At 66.9% G+C, this 17266-nt stretch carries 20 protein-coding genes; 12 read left to right on the forward strand and 8 right to left on the reverse strand.

Annotated elements, in window-relative coordinates:
• The 3 genes from ACG3SL_RS08945 to ACG3SL_RS08955 form a co-directional block, all read right to left on the reverse strand.
• Nucleotides 1–1923, reverse strand: coding sequence for an amidohydrolase (locus ACG3SL_RS08945; protein WP_448664779.1), 1923 nt, complete (start codon nt 1921–1923; stop codon nt 1–3).
• A 2-nt stretch (nt 1924–1925) separates the two neighbouring features.
• Nucleotides 1926–2183 carry a DUF1427 family protein gene (locus tag ACG3SL_RS08950; protein WP_448664780.1) on the reverse strand — a complete coding sequence of 86 codons (258 nt, stop codon included), beginning with the start codon at nt 2181–2183 and terminating at the stop codon, nt 1926–1928.
• Between the two features lie 74 nt (nt 2184–2257).
• Complete coding sequence (locus tag ACG3SL_RS08955) at nt 2258–2923, reverse strand: hydrolase (RefSeq protein ID WP_448664781.1); 666 nt, start codon at nt 2921–2923, stop codon at nt 2258–2260.
• Nucleotides 2924–3104: 181 nt separating this feature from the next.
• Here ACG3SL_RS08955 and ACG3SL_RS08960 point away from each other — a divergent pair, with 181 nt between their 5' ends.
• A complete protein-coding gene (locus ACG3SL_RS08960; protein ID WP_448664782.1) occupies nt 3105–3737 on the forward strand; it encodes a response regulator transcription factor in 633 nt (210 codons plus the stop codon).
• 17 nt (nt 3738–3754) lie between these two features.
• Here ACG3SL_RS08960 and ACG3SL_RS08965 read toward each other — a convergent pair whose 3' ends face one another.
• From ACG3SL_RS08965 to ACG3SL_RS08975, 3 genes are read right to left on the reverse strand one after another with little or no spacing between them, the layout of a single operon-like run.
• On the reverse strand, nt 3755–4417 hold the full coding sequence (locus ACG3SL_RS08965) for a sulfite oxidase-like oxidoreductase (protein ID WP_448664783.1): 663 nt from the start codon (nt 4415–4417) through the stop codon (nt 3755–3757).
• A gap of 11 nt (nt 4418–4428) precedes the next feature.
• Nucleotides 4429–5808, reverse strand: a complete 1380-nt coding sequence (locus tag ACG3SL_RS08970) for an FAD-containing oxidoreductase (RefSeq protein ID WP_448664784.1) — start codon at nt 5806–5808, stop codon at nt 4429–4431.
• Entirely contained in the window at nt 5805–6263 is a 459-nt protein-coding gene (locus ACG3SL_RS08975; RefSeq protein ID WP_448664785.1) for a response regulator transcription factor, read from the reverse strand. The genes ACG3SL_RS08970 and ACG3SL_RS08975 overlap by 4 nt, the downstream gene beginning before the upstream one ends.
• Nucleotides 6264–6340: 77 nt before the next feature.
• Here ACG3SL_RS08975 and ACG3SL_RS08980 point away from each other — a divergent pair, with 77 nt between their 5' ends.
• The 11 genes from ACG3SL_RS08980 to ACG3SL_RS09030 all read left to right on the forward strand — a co-directional run bounded on the left by ACG3SL_RS08980 (nt 6341) and on the right by ACG3SL_RS09030 (nt 15711).
• Nucleotides 6341–7405: a sensor histidine kinase gene (locus tag ACG3SL_RS08980; RefSeq protein WP_448664786.1), complete on the forward strand. Its 1065-nt coding sequence runs from the start codon at nt 6341–6343 to the stop codon at nt 7403–7405.
• Between the two features lie 265 nt (nt 7406–7670).
• The gene (gene ccoN / locus ACG3SL_RS08985) at nt 7671–9335 is read left to right on the forward strand and encodes a cytochrome-c oxidase, cbb3-type subunit I (protein ID WP_448664787.1); all 1665 of its coding nucleotides are present in this window, start codon (nt 7671–7673) and stop codon (nt 9333–9335) included.
• A 12-nt stretch (nt 9336–9347) separates the two neighbouring features.
• A complete protein-coding gene (ccoO, locus tag ACG3SL_RS08990) occupies nt 9348–10082 on the forward strand; it encodes a cytochrome-c oxidase, cbb3-type subunit II (RefSeq protein ID WP_448664788.1) in 735 nt (244 codons plus the stop codon).
• The gene (locus tag ACG3SL_RS08995; RefSeq protein WP_448664789.1) at nt 10079–10243 is read left to right on the forward strand and encodes a cbb3-type cytochrome c oxidase subunit 3; all 165 of its coding nucleotides are present in this window, start codon (nt 10079–10081) and stop codon (nt 10241–10243) included. The genes ccoO and ACG3SL_RS08995 overlap by 4 nt, the downstream gene beginning before the upstream one ends.
• Entirely contained in the window at nt 10240–11115 is an 876-nt protein-coding gene (gene ccoP / locus ACG3SL_RS09000) for a cytochrome-c oxidase, cbb3-type subunit III (protein WP_448664791.1), read from the forward strand. Before ACG3SL_RS08995 ends, ccoP begins: the two co-directional genes overlap by 4 nt.
• A 22-nt stretch (nt 11116–11137) precedes the next feature.
• Entirely contained in the window at nt 11138–12601 is a 1464-nt protein-coding gene (ccoG, locus tag ACG3SL_RS09005; RefSeq protein ID WP_448664793.1) for a cytochrome c oxidase accessory protein CcoG, read from the forward strand.
• Nucleotides 12598–13047, forward strand: a complete 450-nt coding sequence (locus ACG3SL_RS09010) for a FixH family protein (RefSeq protein ID WP_448664794.1) — start codon at nt 12598–12600, stop codon at nt 13045–13047. Before ccoG ends, ACG3SL_RS09010 begins: the two co-directional genes overlap by 4 nt.
• Nucleotides 13044–15158, forward strand: a complete 2115-nt coding sequence (locus tag ACG3SL_RS09015; RefSeq protein ID WP_448664795.1) for a heavy metal translocating P-type ATPase — start codon at nt 13044–13046, stop codon at nt 15156–15158. Before ACG3SL_RS09010 ends, ACG3SL_RS09015 begins: the two co-directional genes overlap by 4 nt.
• Nucleotides 15155–15301, forward strand: coding sequence for a cbb3-type cytochrome oxidase assembly protein CcoS (gene ccoS, locus ACG3SL_RS09020; RefSeq protein ID WP_448664796.1), 147 nt, complete (start codon nt 15155–15157; stop codon nt 15299–15301). The genes ACG3SL_RS09015 and ccoS overlap by 4 nt, the downstream gene beginning before the upstream one ends.
• Complete coding sequence (locus ACG3SL_RS09025; protein WP_448664797.1) at nt 15298–15501, forward strand: hypothetical protein; 204 nt, start codon at nt 15298–15300, stop codon at nt 15499–15501. Before ccoS ends, ACG3SL_RS09025 begins: the two co-directional genes overlap by 4 nt.
• Before the next feature lie 51 nt (nt 15502–15552).
• A complete protein-coding gene (locus ACG3SL_RS09030; RefSeq protein WP_448664798.1) occupies nt 15553–15711 on the forward strand; it encodes a hypothetical protein in 159 nt (52 codons plus the stop codon).
• 6 nt (nt 15712–15717) lie between these two features.
• Here the strand turns inward: ACG3SL_RS09030 and ACG3SL_RS09035 are convergent, their stop codons facing one another.
• The gene (locus ACG3SL_RS09035; protein WP_448664799.1) at nt 15718–16296 is read right to left on the reverse strand and encodes an NAD(P)H-dependent oxidoreductase; all 579 of its coding nucleotides are present in this window, start codon (nt 16294–16296) and stop codon (nt 15718–15720) included.
• 148 nt (nt 16297–16444) lie between these two features.
• Nucleotides 16445–17143: an OmpW/AlkL family protein gene (locus tag ACG3SL_RS09040; RefSeq protein WP_448664800.1), complete on the reverse strand. Its 699-nt coding sequence runs from the start codon at nt 17141–17143 to the stop codon at nt 16445–16447.
• Between the last annotated feature and the right edge of the window lie 123 nt (nt 17144–17266).

Here is a 17266-nt window from a genome sequence, read left to right on the forward strand (position 1 = left end):
TCATACCGCCCAGCAACTGCAACCGAACGCACCCCAGAACCCCGCCTGATCGCGCGTCGGCGTTGCGGCGGCCAGCGCGCGGGCATGGTCATGGCCATGCACGCCGCATCCGCTGGCGCATCCGCACGCGCTTGCCAGCGCCTGGCGCTCGGCCACATGGTAGCCGCCAAAGGTCGCGACCGGCGACCAGTCGGGCAGCACGGCGGGAAGCGGCGGCGCAAGCCCGCCGAAGTCGCCCGACGCGCTCACCACGTCGCCGCCCAGGATAGTTAGCACCGATCGGATGTGCGGAATCTCGCTTTCCGCGACGCTGAAATAATCGTCGGACAACAGGATCATGTCGGCGAGCTGGCCCGCCTTGATCTGCCCCTTCTTGCCGATTTCGTTCGAGAACCAGGTGTTCGCTTCGGTCCACAGCCGCAGCGCGGCTTCGCGGTCGAGCCGGTTGGATACGGGGTACAGTGTCGTGCCGCCCACGGTCTTGCCGGTCACCAGCCACGACAGAGAGACCCAGGGGTTGTAGCTCGCGACGCGCGTGGCGTCCGTACCCGCACCCACCGGCACCCCGGCGCGCATCATCTTCGCGATCGGCGGCGTCGCCTCGGCAGCGCGCGCGCCATAGCGCTCGATGAAATACTCGCCCTGATAGGCCATGCGGTGCTGCACGGCGATGCCGCCGCCCAGCGCGGCGATGCGATCGATGTTCCGATCGCTGATCGTCTCGCAATGGTCGAAGAACCAGTTGAGCCCGGCCAGTGGCACGTCGCGGTTGACCTTCTCGAACACGTCCAGCGCGCGGGTGATCGTCTGGTCATAGGTCGCGTGCAGCCGCCACGGCCAGCGCCGCTCGGCGAGCAGCCGCACGACCGGCTCGAGGTCGGTCTCCATGTTCGCCGGCATTTCGGGCCGCTCGACCCGGAAGTCCTCGAAATCCGCCGCCGAATAGACCAGCATCTCGCCCGCGCCGTTGTGGCGGTACAGATCGTCGCCCTGCCCCGGCTTCACCTGGGTGGACCAGCTGGCGAAGTCCTTCAGCTCTTCCTTCGGCTTCTGCGTGAACAGGTTGTACGCGATGCGGAGCGTCATCAGCCCCTCGCGGTGGAGTTCCTCGATGATCGCATAATCATCCGGGTAGTTCTGGAACCCGCCACCGGCGTCGATCACGCTCGTCACGCCCAGCCCGTTCAGCTCGCGCATGAAATGGCGGGTGGAGTTCTTCTGATAGTCGTGCGGCAGCTTCGGCCCCTTGGCCAGCGTCGCGTACAGGATCGTCGCATTGGGCTGGGCCAGCAACAGCCCGGTCGGGTTGCCGGCGGCATCGCGCACGATCTCGCCCCCGGGCGGGTTCGGCGTATCCCTGGTATAGCCGACCTGCCGCAGCGCGGCGGCGTTCAGCAGCGCGCGGTCGTACAGGTGCAGGATGAACACGGGCGTATCGGGCGCGACGGCGTTGAGTTCGTCGATCGTCGGGAGGCGCTTTTCGGCGAACTGGTTCTCGGTAAAGCCGCCGACGACGCGGACCCATTGTGGGCTGGGCGTGCGGGCGACCTGCGCCTTCAGCATTGCCATCGCGTCGAACAGGCTGGGCACGCCGTCCCAGCGCAGCTCCATATTGTAGTTCAGCCCGCCGCGAATGACGTGGATATGGCTGTCGATCAGGCCGGGGATCAGCCGGCGCCCCTTGGCGTCGATCACGCGGGCGTCGGGCGTGGCGGCGGCGCGCGCCTCGGCCTCGCTGCCCACTGCCAGGATGTGGCCGTCGCGGATCGCCACCGCCTGCGCGACGGGGTTGGCGCGGTCCAGCGTGGTGACCTTGGCATTGACGAGGATCAGGTCGGTCATGGCAATTCCAGTTGCGAAAGACGAAGACGTGCGCGCGACGATCGCCGCCCCCGCCGAGGCGAGCGCGCCGCGGCGCGTCATGCTCAACTCTCTTGCTCGGGCTTGGCGGGGCGCACGGCCTGCGGCCCCAGCACCTGCCCGGCGCAATCGGTGCGGACATAGGCCATCACCGGCTCGCGCGCGATCAGCCGGCGGGCGATGGGCACCGCCTGTTCGCCGATCAATATGCCCAACAGGCCGAGCAGCGCGATCACCGGCGGCGCCGGCGACTTCACGTTCACCAGCGCATAGATGACCCCCACAAGGACACCGACACAGATCGACAGGATATAGGGCTTCATCAGGACAGTCTTTCGGGTTCGCACGCAACGCCGGAAAGCCAGCGCCCCCTCGGCAGAAGGGGCGCGGGCGGGGATTACTCCGCGTGGCCGCCTTCCTGGGCGTTGAACATCGCGCGGGCATAGGCGATGCCCAGACCATAGGCGCCGGCATATTTGCGCGCGACGGCAGTGGTCGTCCCATAGGTTTCGGCGCGTGCCCAATCGCGCTGAAGCTCCAGCAGATACTGGACCGACGTCATCGGGCGCGCGCCCGCCTGGACCATCCGGTCCATCGCGCGGTCATGCGCCTCGTCCGACACGTCGCCACAGGCATCGGCGATGACATAGACCTCAAAACCCTGGTCGAGCGCGGACAGCGCCGGGCCGACGATGCACACCGACGTCCACAGCCCGGCCAGTACGATGCGGTCCTTGCCGCTGGCGTTGACTGCCGCGATCAGGTTTGCGTCCTCCCAGCAGTTCATCGTGGTCCGGTCGATCAGCGTGGTATCCGGAAACGCCTCCAGGATCTCGTCGAACACCGGCCCGGAAAAGCTCTTCTCCGCCACGGTCGTCACGATCGTGCTGACGCCGAAGCTGACGGCGCCGTTCGCGATCAGCGCCGCATTGTTGCGCAGCAGGACCGCATCGATCGACTTGGTGGCAAACGCCATCTGCGATTGATGGTCGATCAGCACCAGCGTGTGGTCGCTCGGCGTCAACAGGGTCTTGCCGGGAGTCGGCGTGGCAGTGATCGGCATGGGTGCTCCGGTGCTCTGGTTTGAAGTGACCCGCAGCCTAGCGCCCGCCCCCCTGCCGCGCGTTCGCACTAAGGTATGATGCCCCGACAGAAATGGCGTGAGCGCGTCATACGATTGTATTAGACGGGGCGCTCGAATTGACGGTGCGCTCGCGGTACAACCCCGGTTTCGGGAGGTGCGTGTGGAAGTGTCGGGCCTGGTCCATATCGTCGAGGACGATGAATCGCTTCGCCTTACGCTCGACAGCCTGTTTCGCTCGGTCGGGTGGACGACGCGCATGTACAGCACGGCGCGCGCCTTTCTCGAAACGCCGCCGTGCGATGCGCCCGCATGCCTGGTCCTGGACGTGCGCTTGCCCGGGATCAGCGGGCTGGATTTCCAGCAGCAGCTTGCCGAAGGCGGCATCACGATCCCCGTGGTGCTGATGACCGGCCATGGCGACATCCCGATGAGCGTGCGCGCGATGAAGGCCGGCGCCGTGGATTTCCTGCCCAAGCCGTTTCGCGATCAGGACATGCTCGATGCCGTCGCCGCCGGGATCGAGCGCGACCGGGAACGGCGGGAATCGGACACCCGGATCGCCGACCTGCGTGGCGCGCTGGCCAGCCTGACGCAGCGCGAGCGGCAGGTGATGGCGCTGGTCACGGCGGGCCAGCTGAACAAGCAGGTGGCCTATACGCTGGGGCTGAGCGAAATCACGGTGAAGATCCATCGCGGATCGGCGATGCGCAAGATGCGCGCCCGTTCGCTGGCGGAACTGGTCCGCATGGCCGAAATGCTGGACATCACGCCCGCGAACGAAATCCCCGCCTAGCGTCCTCCCGCCGGGTTTCAGTCTGCCGAATAGCGTTGCTCGGCCCAGGGGTCGCCGCGCAGGTGATAGCCGTTGACTTCCCAGAAGCCGGGCCGGTCGCGGCCAATCACTTCGATGCGCGCGATCCACTTGGCGCTCTTCCAGAAATACAGATGCGGCACCATCGCCCGCACCGGCCCGCCATGCGAGCGGGTGAGCGGCTTTCCCTCCCAGCTGTGGACGAGCAGCGAGTCCTCCGCCGCGAAATCGGACAGCAGCAGGTTGGTGGTATAGCCGTCATAGCTGTGCAGCATCACGGCCTCGGCTTCCTCGCGCGGGTGGACCAAATCCAGCAGGTCGCGCACGGCCACCCCCTTCCAGCGATTGTCGTAGCGCGACCAGGTCGTGACGCAGTGGATGTCGGTCACCCGCTCGACCTGCGCCAGCGCCTGGAACCCGGCCCAGTCGAGCGTCAGCGGACGCTCCACCATGCCGTCGATCCGCAGCTGCCAGCGATCGGTCGCCACGTCGGGCTGGCGCCCCAGATCGAGCACCGGCCAGTCGCGGACGAGATGCTGGCCGGGCGGCAGCCGCTCCGCCTCCGGGCGGGCAATGCGTCCGGTCAGGAACTTGCCCTGTTCGGCCCAGGCGCGCTTGGACCGGGTGAGCTTGCTGTCTTCGGGGGGAAGGTCGTCCGCCATGCTGGGGCTCCTCAGGCCGGCTTAAGTTCGCCGGCGATCGTCGGGATCAGTTCGGAAATCGTCGGATGGATATGCACCGCGCGCTGCAGCGTTTCCACCGGCGCGCCGGCGGCCATCATGTCGAGCACGCAATGGATCGCCTCGTCCCCGCCGGTGCCGAGGATCGTGGCGCCCAGGATCGCGCGGCTGTCCGCATCGACCACGATCTTCATGAAACCGAACGTCTCGTCCTTTTCCACTGCGCGTCCCACGCGCGTCATCGGGCGGCGGCCCACCAATATCCGGTGTCCCTTCGCCCGCGCTTCCTCCTCGCCCATGCCGACCCGGCCCAGCGGGGGATCGACGAACAGCGCATAGGCGGGGATACGATCGCTCACCTTGCGATCGGCCCCGTCGAGCAGATTGTCTGCAACAATCTCATAGTCGTTATAGGCTGTGTGCGTGAAGGCGCCGCGCCCGTTGCAGTCGCCCAGCGCCCAGATGCCCGGCACGCTGGTCTGGAGCTTCTCATCCACCTGGATATAGCCGCGCGCATCCGTGGCGACGCCCGCCGCCGCCAGCCCCAGATCGTCGGTATTCGGTACGCGCCCCACCGCCAGCAGCACATGGCTGCCAACCACTTCCGGTTCGCCGCTCTCGCAATCCACGCCCACCACGACATCCTCGCCCGCGGCGCGGAAGCGAATGCATTCGGCGCTGGTGCGGATCGCAATCCCTTCGCTCTCCAGCCGCGCCTGAATCGCGGCAGACACTTCCGCATCCTCCCGCCCGATCAGGCGCGGTCCCTTCTCGACCACGGTGACCTCGGCGCCGAACCGGCGGAACATCTGGGCATATTCCAGCCCGATATAGCTCCCGCCGACGATCACCAGATGGCGCGGCAGCGCGTCGAGCCGCAGGATCGAGCTGTTGGTCAGATAGGGCACGTCGTGGACGCCCGGCATATCGGGCACGAATGCGCGCCCGCCCACATTCAGGAAGATGCGCTCGGCAGTGAGGGCCTCTGCCCCCACCCGGATCACCCGGCCCGCCTCGAGGGTCGCATGACCGCGCAGCAGCGTGCAGCGCGGCATGCCTGCGATCCAGTGTTCCAGCGACTGGCGAGACTCCGCCGCGATGGCATCGGCACGGGCACGGACGCGCGCGAAATCGACACTGATCGGCCCCGGCACCATCACGCCGAAATCACCGGCCCGGCGCGCGACATGCGCAGCCTCGGCGCTCGCGATCAGCGTCTTGGTGGGCTTGCACCCGGTGTTGACGCAGGTGCCGCCCAGCAGGTGCCGCTCGACCAGCGCAACTGTCATCCCCGCCGCGCTCAGCCGCCCCGCAAGCGCCGGCCCCGCCTGTCCCGCACCGATGATGCAGGCGTCGAAATGGCGGACGGTCATTCCGCTGCGGCCGTCCCGATTGCCGCCTCAAGATGCGCTATCAGCGCTGCCGCCGGAAACGGCTTTCGCAAAAAGCCCCGCGCGCCGCAGTCGCGCGCACGCCCTGCCAGCGCTGGGTCGGTGGTCGCGCTGACCATCACGACCGGGGGAAGCACGCCGCGCGCGCCCAGCGCCTCGACCAGTGCAAACCCGCCCATGCCCGGCATTTCGATGTCGGTGACCAGGCACCCGGTCTCCGCAACGCTCGGGCTCGCCAGATAGTCCTCGGCGGAGGCAAAGCACGCCGCCTTGAACCCATAGGAACGCACCAGCGCGCTCACCGAAAGCCGCACCGATTCGTCATCCTCGACAATTGCGACCATCGACTTTTCGGCGTTCGACACGGGGCGGGTATCTCCAGAATTGGCTTCGATGGCCTGGTAATACGGGTCGCACGGCAGGGTGCCTGGAACCACTATACGCTGGTGTTACGTACATCCCACAAGGTCCGTTCCGGCTTTGTCGCAAATGAAATGGCCTGTACGATGGCGCGATGGATAACGGGTCACTGGGCGATATCTTTGGACTGGTCCATGACAGCGTAATCGCGTGCGACCCTGACGGCCGGATCGTCGCGTGGAACCCGGCAGCACAGCTGCTATATGGCTGGTCCGCCGGCGAAGCGATCGGGCAGAGCGCGGACGCCCTGCTCCAGACGCAGGCGCGTGATCGGCTGTTTCACGACGACTGTTGGGAGGGCGAACTGCGCCGGACGGCAGCCGATGGGCTCGCCATTACCGTGGCGGTGCGCCAGCGCATACACCGCGACGCCGGCGGCAAAGCCATCGCCATGCTGGAAGCGGGGTGCGCAGTCCCTGAATCCATCCCGAGCGCGGCACCAGCCCTGCTGGAGCGGATGCGCGACGACTTCACCCATGCGGCGCGCGTGGCGATGCTCGGCGAACTAACGGCATCGATCGCGCATGAAGTGAACCAGCCGCTGGCGGCGATCGCCAGCGGCGGCGAGGCGAGTCTGCGCTGGCTCTCGCACGCCACGCCCGATATCGAGGAAGTGCGCGCTCTGGCCGCCCGGATCGTCAGCGATGCCCGCCGCGCCGCCGACATCATCGACCGCGTCCGCGCGCTGGCGCAGCGGCGCGAGATCGTGCACGCACCCCTGCCGCTCAACGCAGCAATCGAAGACGCCCTGCTGCTCCTGCGCCCCGAACTGCGCGCGCGGGAGGTGCGCGTCGAACTCCTGTTGTCCGACGCAGCGCCGACGGTCCATGCCGACCGCACCCAGATCCAGCAACTGGTCGTCAACCTTGTGCTGAACGCCGCCCAGGCGATGGAGGACAGCCCGGTGCGCCACGTCACCGTCTCCACCCGGCAGGCCGGAGAGGACGCGGTACTCCGGGTCGAGGACAGCGGCCCCGGCATCGCGCCCGAAAACATGCCGCGCCTGTTCGAGAGCTTCTTCACAACCCGCACCGCCGGGATGGGCATGGGCCTGCGCATCTGTCGCTCGATCGTGGAGGCGCATCGCGGCCGGATCCATGCGGAGAACCAGGCAGCGGGCGGCGCCGCCTTCATCGTGTCTCTGCCGCGTATCGGCTGACCCCACCGGCACCCGGCCTGTGGATAACGCTGTGGGCCGGCTGTGGATAGCCAGTGCGTGCGCTGTGCACGATCCGCGCCACGTCCAGCCGCCCTCCGTTCCTCCGGGCAGCACCTTGATCGTACCTCTACGTATTTATTGCCCCCCTGCCCGCTTCCTACAGCAGCGCCGGGGAAAGCGGTGGGTGGTTTTGATCCTGGTCAAGACGCGCTGCGCCGCAGTTTCCGAAGAGCGACGCCGATCGGGCGTATCAAGGGGCTGAACTATGGACGATGTCGTCACCAGGTCATTTGCCTGGTTTATATTGGCGGTGCTTGCACTGCTCGCGGTCGCGACGACCGCGGACCCGGCCTTCGGCGTGCACATGGCGATTTGCGCCGCTGCTGCGCTGTTGGCCGCATTCGCAGCGATGAAGGGCGCGGGAAAGCCTGCACCCGTTCTGAAACCGGGTGAATATGATGACGACGTCATCCGATGGGGCACCATCGCCACGGTGTTCTGGGGCGTGGTCGGGTTCCTGGCGGGGCTCTATATCGCGCTCCAGCTCGCCTTTCCGGCGCTGAACCTGGGGCTCGAATATACCAGCTTCGGGCGGCTGCGCCCGCTGCACACCTCGGCGGTGATCTTCGCGTTCGGCGGCAACGCCCTGATCGCGACCAGCTTCTATGTCGTCCAGCGCACCTGCCGCGCCCGCCTGGCCCTGCCCGGCGTCGCGAAGTTCGTGTTCTGGGGCTACCAGCTGTTCATCGTTCTGGCCGCGACCGGCTATGTTCTGGGCATCACCGAGGGCAAGGAATATGCCGAGCCCGAATGGTATGTCGACATCTGGCTGACCATCGTCTGGGTCGCCTATCTGGCAGTGTTCGTCGGCACGATCCTGAAGCGGCACGAGCCGCATATCTACGTCGCCAACTGGTTCTACCTGGCGTTCATCGTCACCGTGGCGATGCTGCACCTGGTCAACAACCTGTCGATGCCGGTGCACCTGCTGGGCGCCAAGAGCTATTCCGCCTTTGCGGGCGTGCAGGACGCACTGACCCAGTGGTGGTACGGGCATAACGCGGTCGGCTTCTTCCTGACCGCCGGCTTCCTCGGCATGATGTACTATTTCGTGCCGAAGCAGGCAGAGCGCCCGGTGTACAGCTATCGGCTGTCGATCGTGCACTTCTGGTCGCTGATCTTCCTCTATATCTGGGCCGGTCCGCACCATCTTCACTACACCGCGCTGCCCGACTGGGCGCAGACGCTGGGCATGGTCTTCTCGATCATGCTGTGGATGCCGAGCTGGGGCGGCATGATCAACGGCCTGATGACCCTGCAGGGGGCATGGGACAAGATCCGCACCGACCCGATCATCCGCATGCAGGTGCTCGCCCTCGCCTTCTACGGCATGAGCACCTTCGAAGGGCCGATGATGTCGATCAAGAGCGTGAACTCGCTCAGCCACTATACCGACTGGACGATCGGGCACGTGCATTCGGGCGCGCTCGGCTGGGTCGGCATGATCAGCTTTGCCGCCGTGTATTTCATGACCCCGCGCCTGTGGAAGCGTGAGCGGCTCTATTCGCTGCGCATGATCAACTGGCACTTCTGGTGCGCGACGGCGGGCATCGTGATCTACGCCTCGTCGATGTGGGTTGCGGGCATCATGCAGGGGCTGATGTGGCGCGAATACGGGCAGGACGGCTACCTGGTCTACAGCTTCGCCGAGGTCGTGGGTGCGATGAAGCCCTATTACCTGATCCGCGCATTCGGCGGCGGACTGTACCTGCTGGGGTCGCTGTTCATGGTCTGGAACGTCTGGATGACGATCGCCGGCAAGCTGCGCGACGAAAAGCCGCTCCACGACGCCGCCTATGATCCGGCCGCCGACAAGCCGCTGCCCAAGGGCGTGGCCGGCACCGATCCCGCCCTGCTGCCCGCCGAATAAGGACCAGAGCAAATGGCTAGCAAAATCTTCGACCATGGCCGCATCGAGCGCAACGTCACGTTGCTGCTCGTCCTGGGCCTCATTACGGTGGCGATCGGCGGCATCGTCGAGATCGCACCCCTCTTCTGGATCGACTCGACGATCGAGAAAGTAGAGGGGATGCGCCCCTACACCCCGCTCGAACAGGCGGGCCGGAACATCTATATCCGCGAGGGCTGCTACAACTGCCACTCGCAGATGATCCGCCCGTTCCGCGACGAGACCGAGCGCTATGGCCATTACAGCCTGGCGGCGGAGAGCATGTACGACCATCCGTTCCAATGGGGATCGAAGCGCACCGGACCCGACCTGGCGCGCGTCGGCGGCCGCTATTCGGATGAATGGCACGTCCAGCACCTGAAGGACCCGCGTTCGGTGGTGCCGGAATCGATCATGCCGACCTATGCCTTCCTTTCCAGTCGCGAGCTGGAGGGCAAGACGATCGGTGACGATCTGGTCGCGCTGCGCCGCGTCGGCGTTCCCTACACCGACGACGACATCAAGAAGGCGACCGCCGACCTGACGCTCCAGGCAACCGCCAATGCCGACGGCGCCGACCTGCAGAAGCGCTATCCCAAGGCGCAGGTGCGCGACTTCGACGGCGATCCGTCGAAGGTGACCGAGATGGATGCGCTGGTCGCCTATCTCCAGATGCTCGGCACGCTGGTCGACGTGAACAAGGCCGAAGCCAAGGAGCAGCTGAAATGAGCCGCTACGACATGCTCCGTCACTTCGCCGACAGCTGGGGCCTGGCCTTTATGTTCGGCTTCTTCCTCCTCGCCGTCTGGCGGGCAGTGCGCCCTTCGGCACGCAAGCACATGGAAGAGGCCAGCACCATCATCTTGCGTGACGAGGAACCCGCGCAATGAGCGACCATGAGAAAAAGATCGACGCCGCCACCGGCACCGAGCTCAACGCCCATGAATGGGACGGCATCCAGGAACTGAACACGCCGCTGCCGCGCTGGTGGCTGTGGAGCTTCTATGCCTGCATCATCTTCGCAATCGGCTATGCCGTCGTCTATCCGGCGATCCCGTTTCGCCACAGCGCGAGCGCGGGCACTTTGGGGTGGACCAGCCGGGGTGAGCTGAAGAAGGACCTCGCCGCCGTCGATGCCAGCCGCGCCGCGATGCGCAAGACGCTGTCCGAAACGCCGATCGAAACCCTCGATCCCAAGTCGCCGCTGATGCGCGCGGCAGTGGAAGGCGGCAAGGCGGCGTTCAAGGTGAACTGCGTCCAGTGCCACGGTTCGGGTGCGGCGGGGAGCAAGGGCTATCCCAACCTCAACGACGACGACTGGCTGTGGGGCGGCGACCTGAAGTCGATCCACACCACGCTGGAACACGGCATCCGCCAGCCCGGCGACGACCTGACCCGCGTATCGCAGATGCCCGCCTTCGGCCGCGACCAGATCCTGACCGCGCCGCAGATCCAGGATGTGGTGTCCTATGTCCGCTATGTCTCGAAGCAGGAGCAGGGCAGCGTCTCGGCCCAGCGCGGTGCCGCGTTGTTCGCCAACAACTGCGCGGCCTGCCACGGCGCCGATGCCAAGGGCAATCGCACGGTGGGCGCGCCCAACCTGACCGACCCGATTTGGCTGTACGGCGGCGATCGCGCGACGCTGACCGCCACCATCACCAATGCCCGCGGCGGCGTGATGCCCGCCTGGGGCAGCCGCCTCGACCCCGTGACCGTAAAAATGCTGGCCGCCTACGTGCATTCACTAGGCGGCGGCGAGTAAGCTTTGGAGTAGCGGACAGGTCATGTCGAACCATGCCAACCGCACCGGAAAGGCCGGCGGGCTATATGCCCGCCGCGCCGACATTTTTCCCCGCGCAGTCGATGGATTCTATCGTCGCCTGAAATGGGCGGTGATGGTCGCGACGCTGACCGTCTATTACGTCACGCCCTGGATCCGCTGGGACCGTGGCGCCTATGCGCCCAACCAGGCGGTGCTGGTCGATCTGGCTAACCGTCGCTTCTATTTCTTCTCGATCGAAATCTGGCCGCACGAGTTCTATTACGTCGCCGGGCTGCTGGTGATGGCCGGCATCGGTCTGTTCCTGCTGACCGCGACGGTCGGCCGCGCCTGGTGCGGCTATGCCTGTCCGCAGACGGTTTGGACCGACCTGTTCATGCATATCGAGCGGTTCGTCGACGGTGACCGCAACGCCCAGCTTCGCCTGCGCAAGGCGCCGCTGAGCGTGTCCAAGGTCACCAAGCGCGTGACCAAGCACAGCGCCTGGCTGCTGGTCGCGGTGCTGACCGGCGGCGCATGGATCTTCTACTTCGCCGACGCGCCCACGCTGCTGCGCGATTTCGTCACCGGCAACGCGGCGCCGGTCGCCTATTCCACTGTCGCGTTCCTCACCGCCACGACGTACATTTTCGGCGGTTGGATGCGCGAGCAGGTGTGCATCTATATGTGCCCATGGCCGCGCATCCAGTCGGCCATGCTCGACGAGCGCTCGCTGATCGTGACGTACAAGGACTGGCGCGGCGAGCCCCGCAGCCATGGCCTGAAGCGCGCCGCCGACAGCGCCGATGCGAAGGTCGGCGACTGCATCGATTGCAACGCCTGCGTCCAGGTGTGCCCGACCGGCATCGACATTCGCGAAGGGGCGCAACTCGCCTGCATCACCTGCGCGCTGTGCATCGATGCGTGCGACGACATGATGGCCAAGATCGGCCGCCCACGCGGGCTGATCGACTATGCCACGTTCGAGGATTGCGAAGAGGAGCGCAAGGGCGCGCCCCCCGTCCCCGTCCGCCGCACGATCCTGCGGTCGCGCACCTTCCTCTATTTCGGCGCCTGGGCCGCGATCGGCGTGGCGATGGTGATCTCGCTCAACGCGCGCACCCGGCTGGACCTGTCGGTGGGCCAGGAGCGCAACCCGCTCTATGTCCAGCTGTCCGACGGCACCGTGCGCAACGCCTATACCGTCAAGGTCCGCAACATGGAGACGCGCCCGCGCCCCGTGCGAGTCAGCATCGAAGGGCTGCCGGGGGCCGTGGTGTGGGATTCGCTGGCCGAGGAGAGCACCGCCGCGCCCGCGATCACGCTGACGGTCGCACCGGACCAGGTCGAGCGCCGGCGGCTCTACGTCCGCGCCCCGCGCACCGGACCGCAGCCGGCCGAGTTCCGTTTCAGAGTCACTGCGCTCGACGCCCAGGGCGGCGGCGATGACGACCCCGCCCGTTTCGATCGCCCGGAGGCAGGCCAATGACCACGCGTTTCCGCTTCACCGGCTGGCACATGCTCGCCACCATGATCGCCTTTTTCGGGGTCATCATCGCGGTGAACGTGACGATGGCGACGCTGGCCACGCGCACGTTCGGCGGCGTGGTGGTCGAAAACAGCTATGTCGCCAGCCAGGAGTTCAACGGCTGGCTCAAGGAAGCCCGCGCGCAGGAACGGCTGGGGTGGAAGGCACGGGCGAGCACAGCCGATCGCCACGCCGTGATCGACGCGGGCGCCCTCACCGGCGCCACCGTCACCGCCACGGCCCGCCATCCGCTGGGCCGGCTGCCCAATGTCGACCTGCGCTTCACCGAAACTGCACCCGGCCATTATGTCGCGCAAAGCCCCCTCCCCGCCGGGCGCTGGCGGCTGCATCTGTCGATCGCCCACGGCAAGGAGCGCGCCGACTTCGTCAAGGACGTGACGGCATGAGCGCCGCCGTCGAGCATAGCGAGCTGAGCGTCCCCGGCATCCGCTGCGCCAGCTGCATCGCCCGGATCGAACGCGAGCTGGGGCCGCTGCCCGGCATCCGCGCCGCGCGCGTCAATTTCACGACGCGCCGCGTCTCGGTCGACCACGATCCGTCGGTCACCCCCGAGGCACTGCGCGCGATGCTCGGCAAGATCGGCTTCGATGCCGAGCCGATCGCGGTCGGCCCGCTCGCGAACCAGGGCGAAGAGAGCAAGGCTTTGCTGCGCGCGGTCGCCGTCGCGGGCTTCGCGTCGATGAACATCATGCTGCTGTCCGTCTCGGTCTGGTCAGGGGCCACCGGCGCCACGCGCGAGATGTTCCACTGGCTGTCGGCGCTGATCGCGCTGCCGACCATCGCCTATTCGGGGCGCCCCTTCTTCAAGTCCGCCTGGGCCGCGCTGCGCCGGGGCCGGACCAACATGGACGTGCCGATCTCGATCGGCGTCACCCTCGCCACGGCGCTCAGCCTGTTCGAGACGATCACCAACGGGCCGCATGCCTATTTTGACGGTGCGGTGATGCTGGTGTTCTTCCTGCTGGTCGGACGCTTCCTCGACAGCGTGATGCGCGACCGCGCGCGCCAAGGCGTAGAGGCACTACTGCGCCAGACCGCGCCGGGGGGCACCGTGCTGCTGCCCGACGGCACGACGGCATGGCGCAAGGCTGACGAGATCGAGCCGGGCATGCGCCTGATCGTCGCCGCCGGCGAGCGGCTCGCCGCCGATGGCGTGGTCGAGCAGGGCAACAGCAGCGTCGACCTGTCGCTCATTACGGGCGAGAGCCGACCCGAGCCGCTGGCGCCGGGCGGAAAGGCGATCGCGGGCACGCTCAACCTCGACGCCCCGCTCACCATCCGCGTCACGGCGGCGGGGGATCGAACGACCATCGCCGAAATCGCGCGGATGATGGAAGCCGCGTCGCAGAGCCGCTCGCGCTATGTCCGCATCGCCGATCGCGCCGCGCGCCTCTATGCACCCGCCGTGCACACGCTGGCGCTGTCGAGCTTTGCCGGGTGGATGATCGCCGGGGCTGGCTGGCACGAGGCGCTGATGATCGCGGTGGCCGTGCTCATCATCACCTGCCCCTGCGCGCTTGGCCTCGCGGTCCCGGCGGCACAGGTGGTCGCGGCAGGCGCGCTGATGCGGCGCGGGATCTTGGTCAAGGACGGCTCCGCGCTAGAGCGGCTGGCCGAGGCGGACACGGCACGCTTCGACAAGACCGGCACGCTCACGCTGGGCCGCCCGGTGCCGTTCGGCGAGATCGCGCTGGCGGGCAAGGATGCGGAGATCGCGCTGGGCCTCGCCCGCGCCAGCCGGCACCCGGTCGCCCGCGCGCTGGCACAGGCGCTGGAATGCCGCGAAGTGCGCGCCGCCGACCTCACCGACCTGCGCGAAATCGCCGGCATGGGGATCGAAGGGCGCTTCGACGGCGGCCTGGCGCGGCTGGGCCGCCCGAGCTGGCTGGGCGTTCACGCCCCGCATGGCGGCGTCGCCACGGCGCTGTGCATCGAGGGCGAGGAGCCGCTGCTGCTCTGTTTCTCTGACGCGCTGCGCCCCGATGCGGCAAAGGCGGTTGCCGAGCTGACCGCGCTGGGGCTGCCCGTTGCGATCCTGTCCGGGGATCGCCCGGAAGCGGTAGGCGCGATTGCCGATGAGCTGCGCGTCCCCGCGCTCCCCAGCCTGACCCCCGGCGACAAGCTCGCCGAAATCGAGCGGTTGCGCGACGAGGGCAAGCGCGTGCTGATGATCGGCGACGGCCTGAACGACGGCCCCGCCCTGGCCGCCGGCCATGTCTCGATCGCGCCCGCTTCGGCGAGCGATGTCGGACAGACCGCCGCCGATTTCGTGTTCATGGGCGACAGCCTGTTGCCCGTGCCCCTCGCCGTCCGCGCCGCACGCCGCACGCTGGCGGTGGTGCGCCAGAATTTCGCGCTCGCCATCGGTTATAACGCGCTGGCGGTGCCGCTGGCGATCGCGGGCTATGTCACCCCGCTGATAGCCGCCATCGCGATGTCGAGCTCTTCGCTGATCGTCGTGGCGAATGCGCTGCGCCTGCGGGGGTGTGCGAAATGAGCGGGCTGGCATTCCTGATCCCGGTCGCGTTGTTCCTGGGGCTGAGCGGACTGGCGGCGTTCGTCTGGTCGCTCAATTCCGGGCAATATGAGGATATGGACGGCGCCGCGCTGCGCATCCTGATCGACGAGGACGCCGAATGAACCTGCGCCTGCTCCTGCTCATCGCCCCGCTGTCGATGGCCGCGCCATCGGTGATGGCCGAGCCGGCGCCGCTCTATGGCCGGTTGTGCGGCGGCGGCCTCCCCGGCCGGCAGCCGGGCGATATGCCGGGCAAGGACCCGTGCGCAATCGCATGCCACGGCGCCCCGGGCGAGCGCAATCGGCACAAGCACGGGCGATAACAGCGCGAAAAATGCCGTTGCAATGTCGCAGATCAGTAATACACTGATGCAATGGGCTGGGCGATCGAGACCGTCTTTGAATGGTTCTGGGACGAGGTAACGCTCGCCGTCCATAGGCGTTACGGTGTGGTCGCCGCCACGGCAGTATTCCTGTCGCCGTTTATCGTCCTGGCGCTTCTGATCGGCCTGGTGTTTCTGCTCGTAAAGTAGCCCGTTTCAGCATCCCATCGCCCCGAAATCGCGCATCCGCACCAGCCACTCTGCGCGCGCACCGGCATCGCCTTCGACCATGCCGATGACGCTTTCGTTGACCGGGCGGATGCCGGCAGTGTTCAGGATGTTGCGGCGCAGGCTCTTCAGGCTGTGCGCCCCGTATACCAGCCGATAGACGAAGCCCGGCATCCCCATCGTCACCACGACATGCGCCGTGCGGCCCTTCAGCAGCGGCCTTGGCCCGGTCGCGCCATATTCCAGCGCGAAGCCGGGGCGCGCCACCTGTTCCAGGAAAGCCTTTAGCAGCGCGGGCACGTCCCCCAGCCATAGCGGATAGAGAAGCACGATGTGCTCGGCCCAGCCGATCGCGTCCTGCGCGGCGGCGATGTCGGGGCCCGGCACCCCCTCGCGCCAGTCCTGCTGCGATCGCAGGAACGGGATGTCGATCGCAGAGATCGCGATGCGCCGCACCTGGTGCCCCACCTCCGCCGCGCCGGCGGCATAGGCCTCCGCCAGTGCGTGGACATAGCGGGCGGGATCGGGATCGGGGTGCCCGTCGATGATCGTGATGCGCTTGGTCATGGGCGCAGGATCGCGCGGTCCCCCGCGCGGTCCTATCCGTAGCTTCCCGGTGCGCCGGACGAAAAAAAGGGCCTTGCCGGACAGTGCCGGCAAGGCCTTTTCGGAAGCAGACGATCCGGTGGGGGGTATTACCGGAACGCCTGTCGCTTCAGAACTTGAAGCCGACGCCGATCGCCGCGACGATCGGATTGACCTCGACATTGACCGAACGCTTGGTGGTGCCCGTGGTCAGCCGCGCCGTGGTGTCCATGTCGATATATTTGATGTCGGCGTTGACGAAGAACTTCGGCGTGATGTCCACGTCGATACCGGCCTGGAGCGCATAGCCGAAGCTGTCGTCCAGCTTGACCTTGGTGTTGCCCAGCGCGGTGTTGAGCGACTTGGTCGAATCCGCCGAATAGAAGATCGTGTAGTTCACGCCAGCGCCGACATAGGGGTGCACCTTGCCTTCGGGCAGGAAGTGATACTGGAGCGTCAGCGTCGGCGGCAGGACCCAGGTGTCGGCGATCTTGCCCAGCGCATCGATGCTGCCGCGGCCGGTGACATTGTGCTTGGTGGTCGCCAGGATCAGCTCGGCGCCGATGTTCTTGGTCACGAAATAGGTGAAATCGACTTCGGGCATCACGCTGTTGCTAAGCCCGACTTCGCTCTTCGCGATGCCGGTGACTTCGCCCGAGCTTTCGGTCGGCGAGACCATGATCGCGCGTGCGCGGAACAGCCAGTCGCCCGCCTGGCGGCCGCTATCTTCCACCGCGCCGGTGGGAAGCGTGGTCGCTTCCTGTGCCAGTGCGGGAGTCGCGGCAGCCACGCCGGCGGCCAGCATCGCGAGTTTGAGAGCGGTACGCATTCGAAAGTTCCTCCTCGTTGAGGACTTCCGGCTACGCCCCGCGCCCGGCCGCAATGTTGATCCAGCGCAACGATTCGGTCCGCAATGCTCCCATTGGGGATGCTACGTAGTCACCTCAAGTAT

The sequence above is a fragment of the Sphingomonas degradans genome (assembly GCF_053502645.1).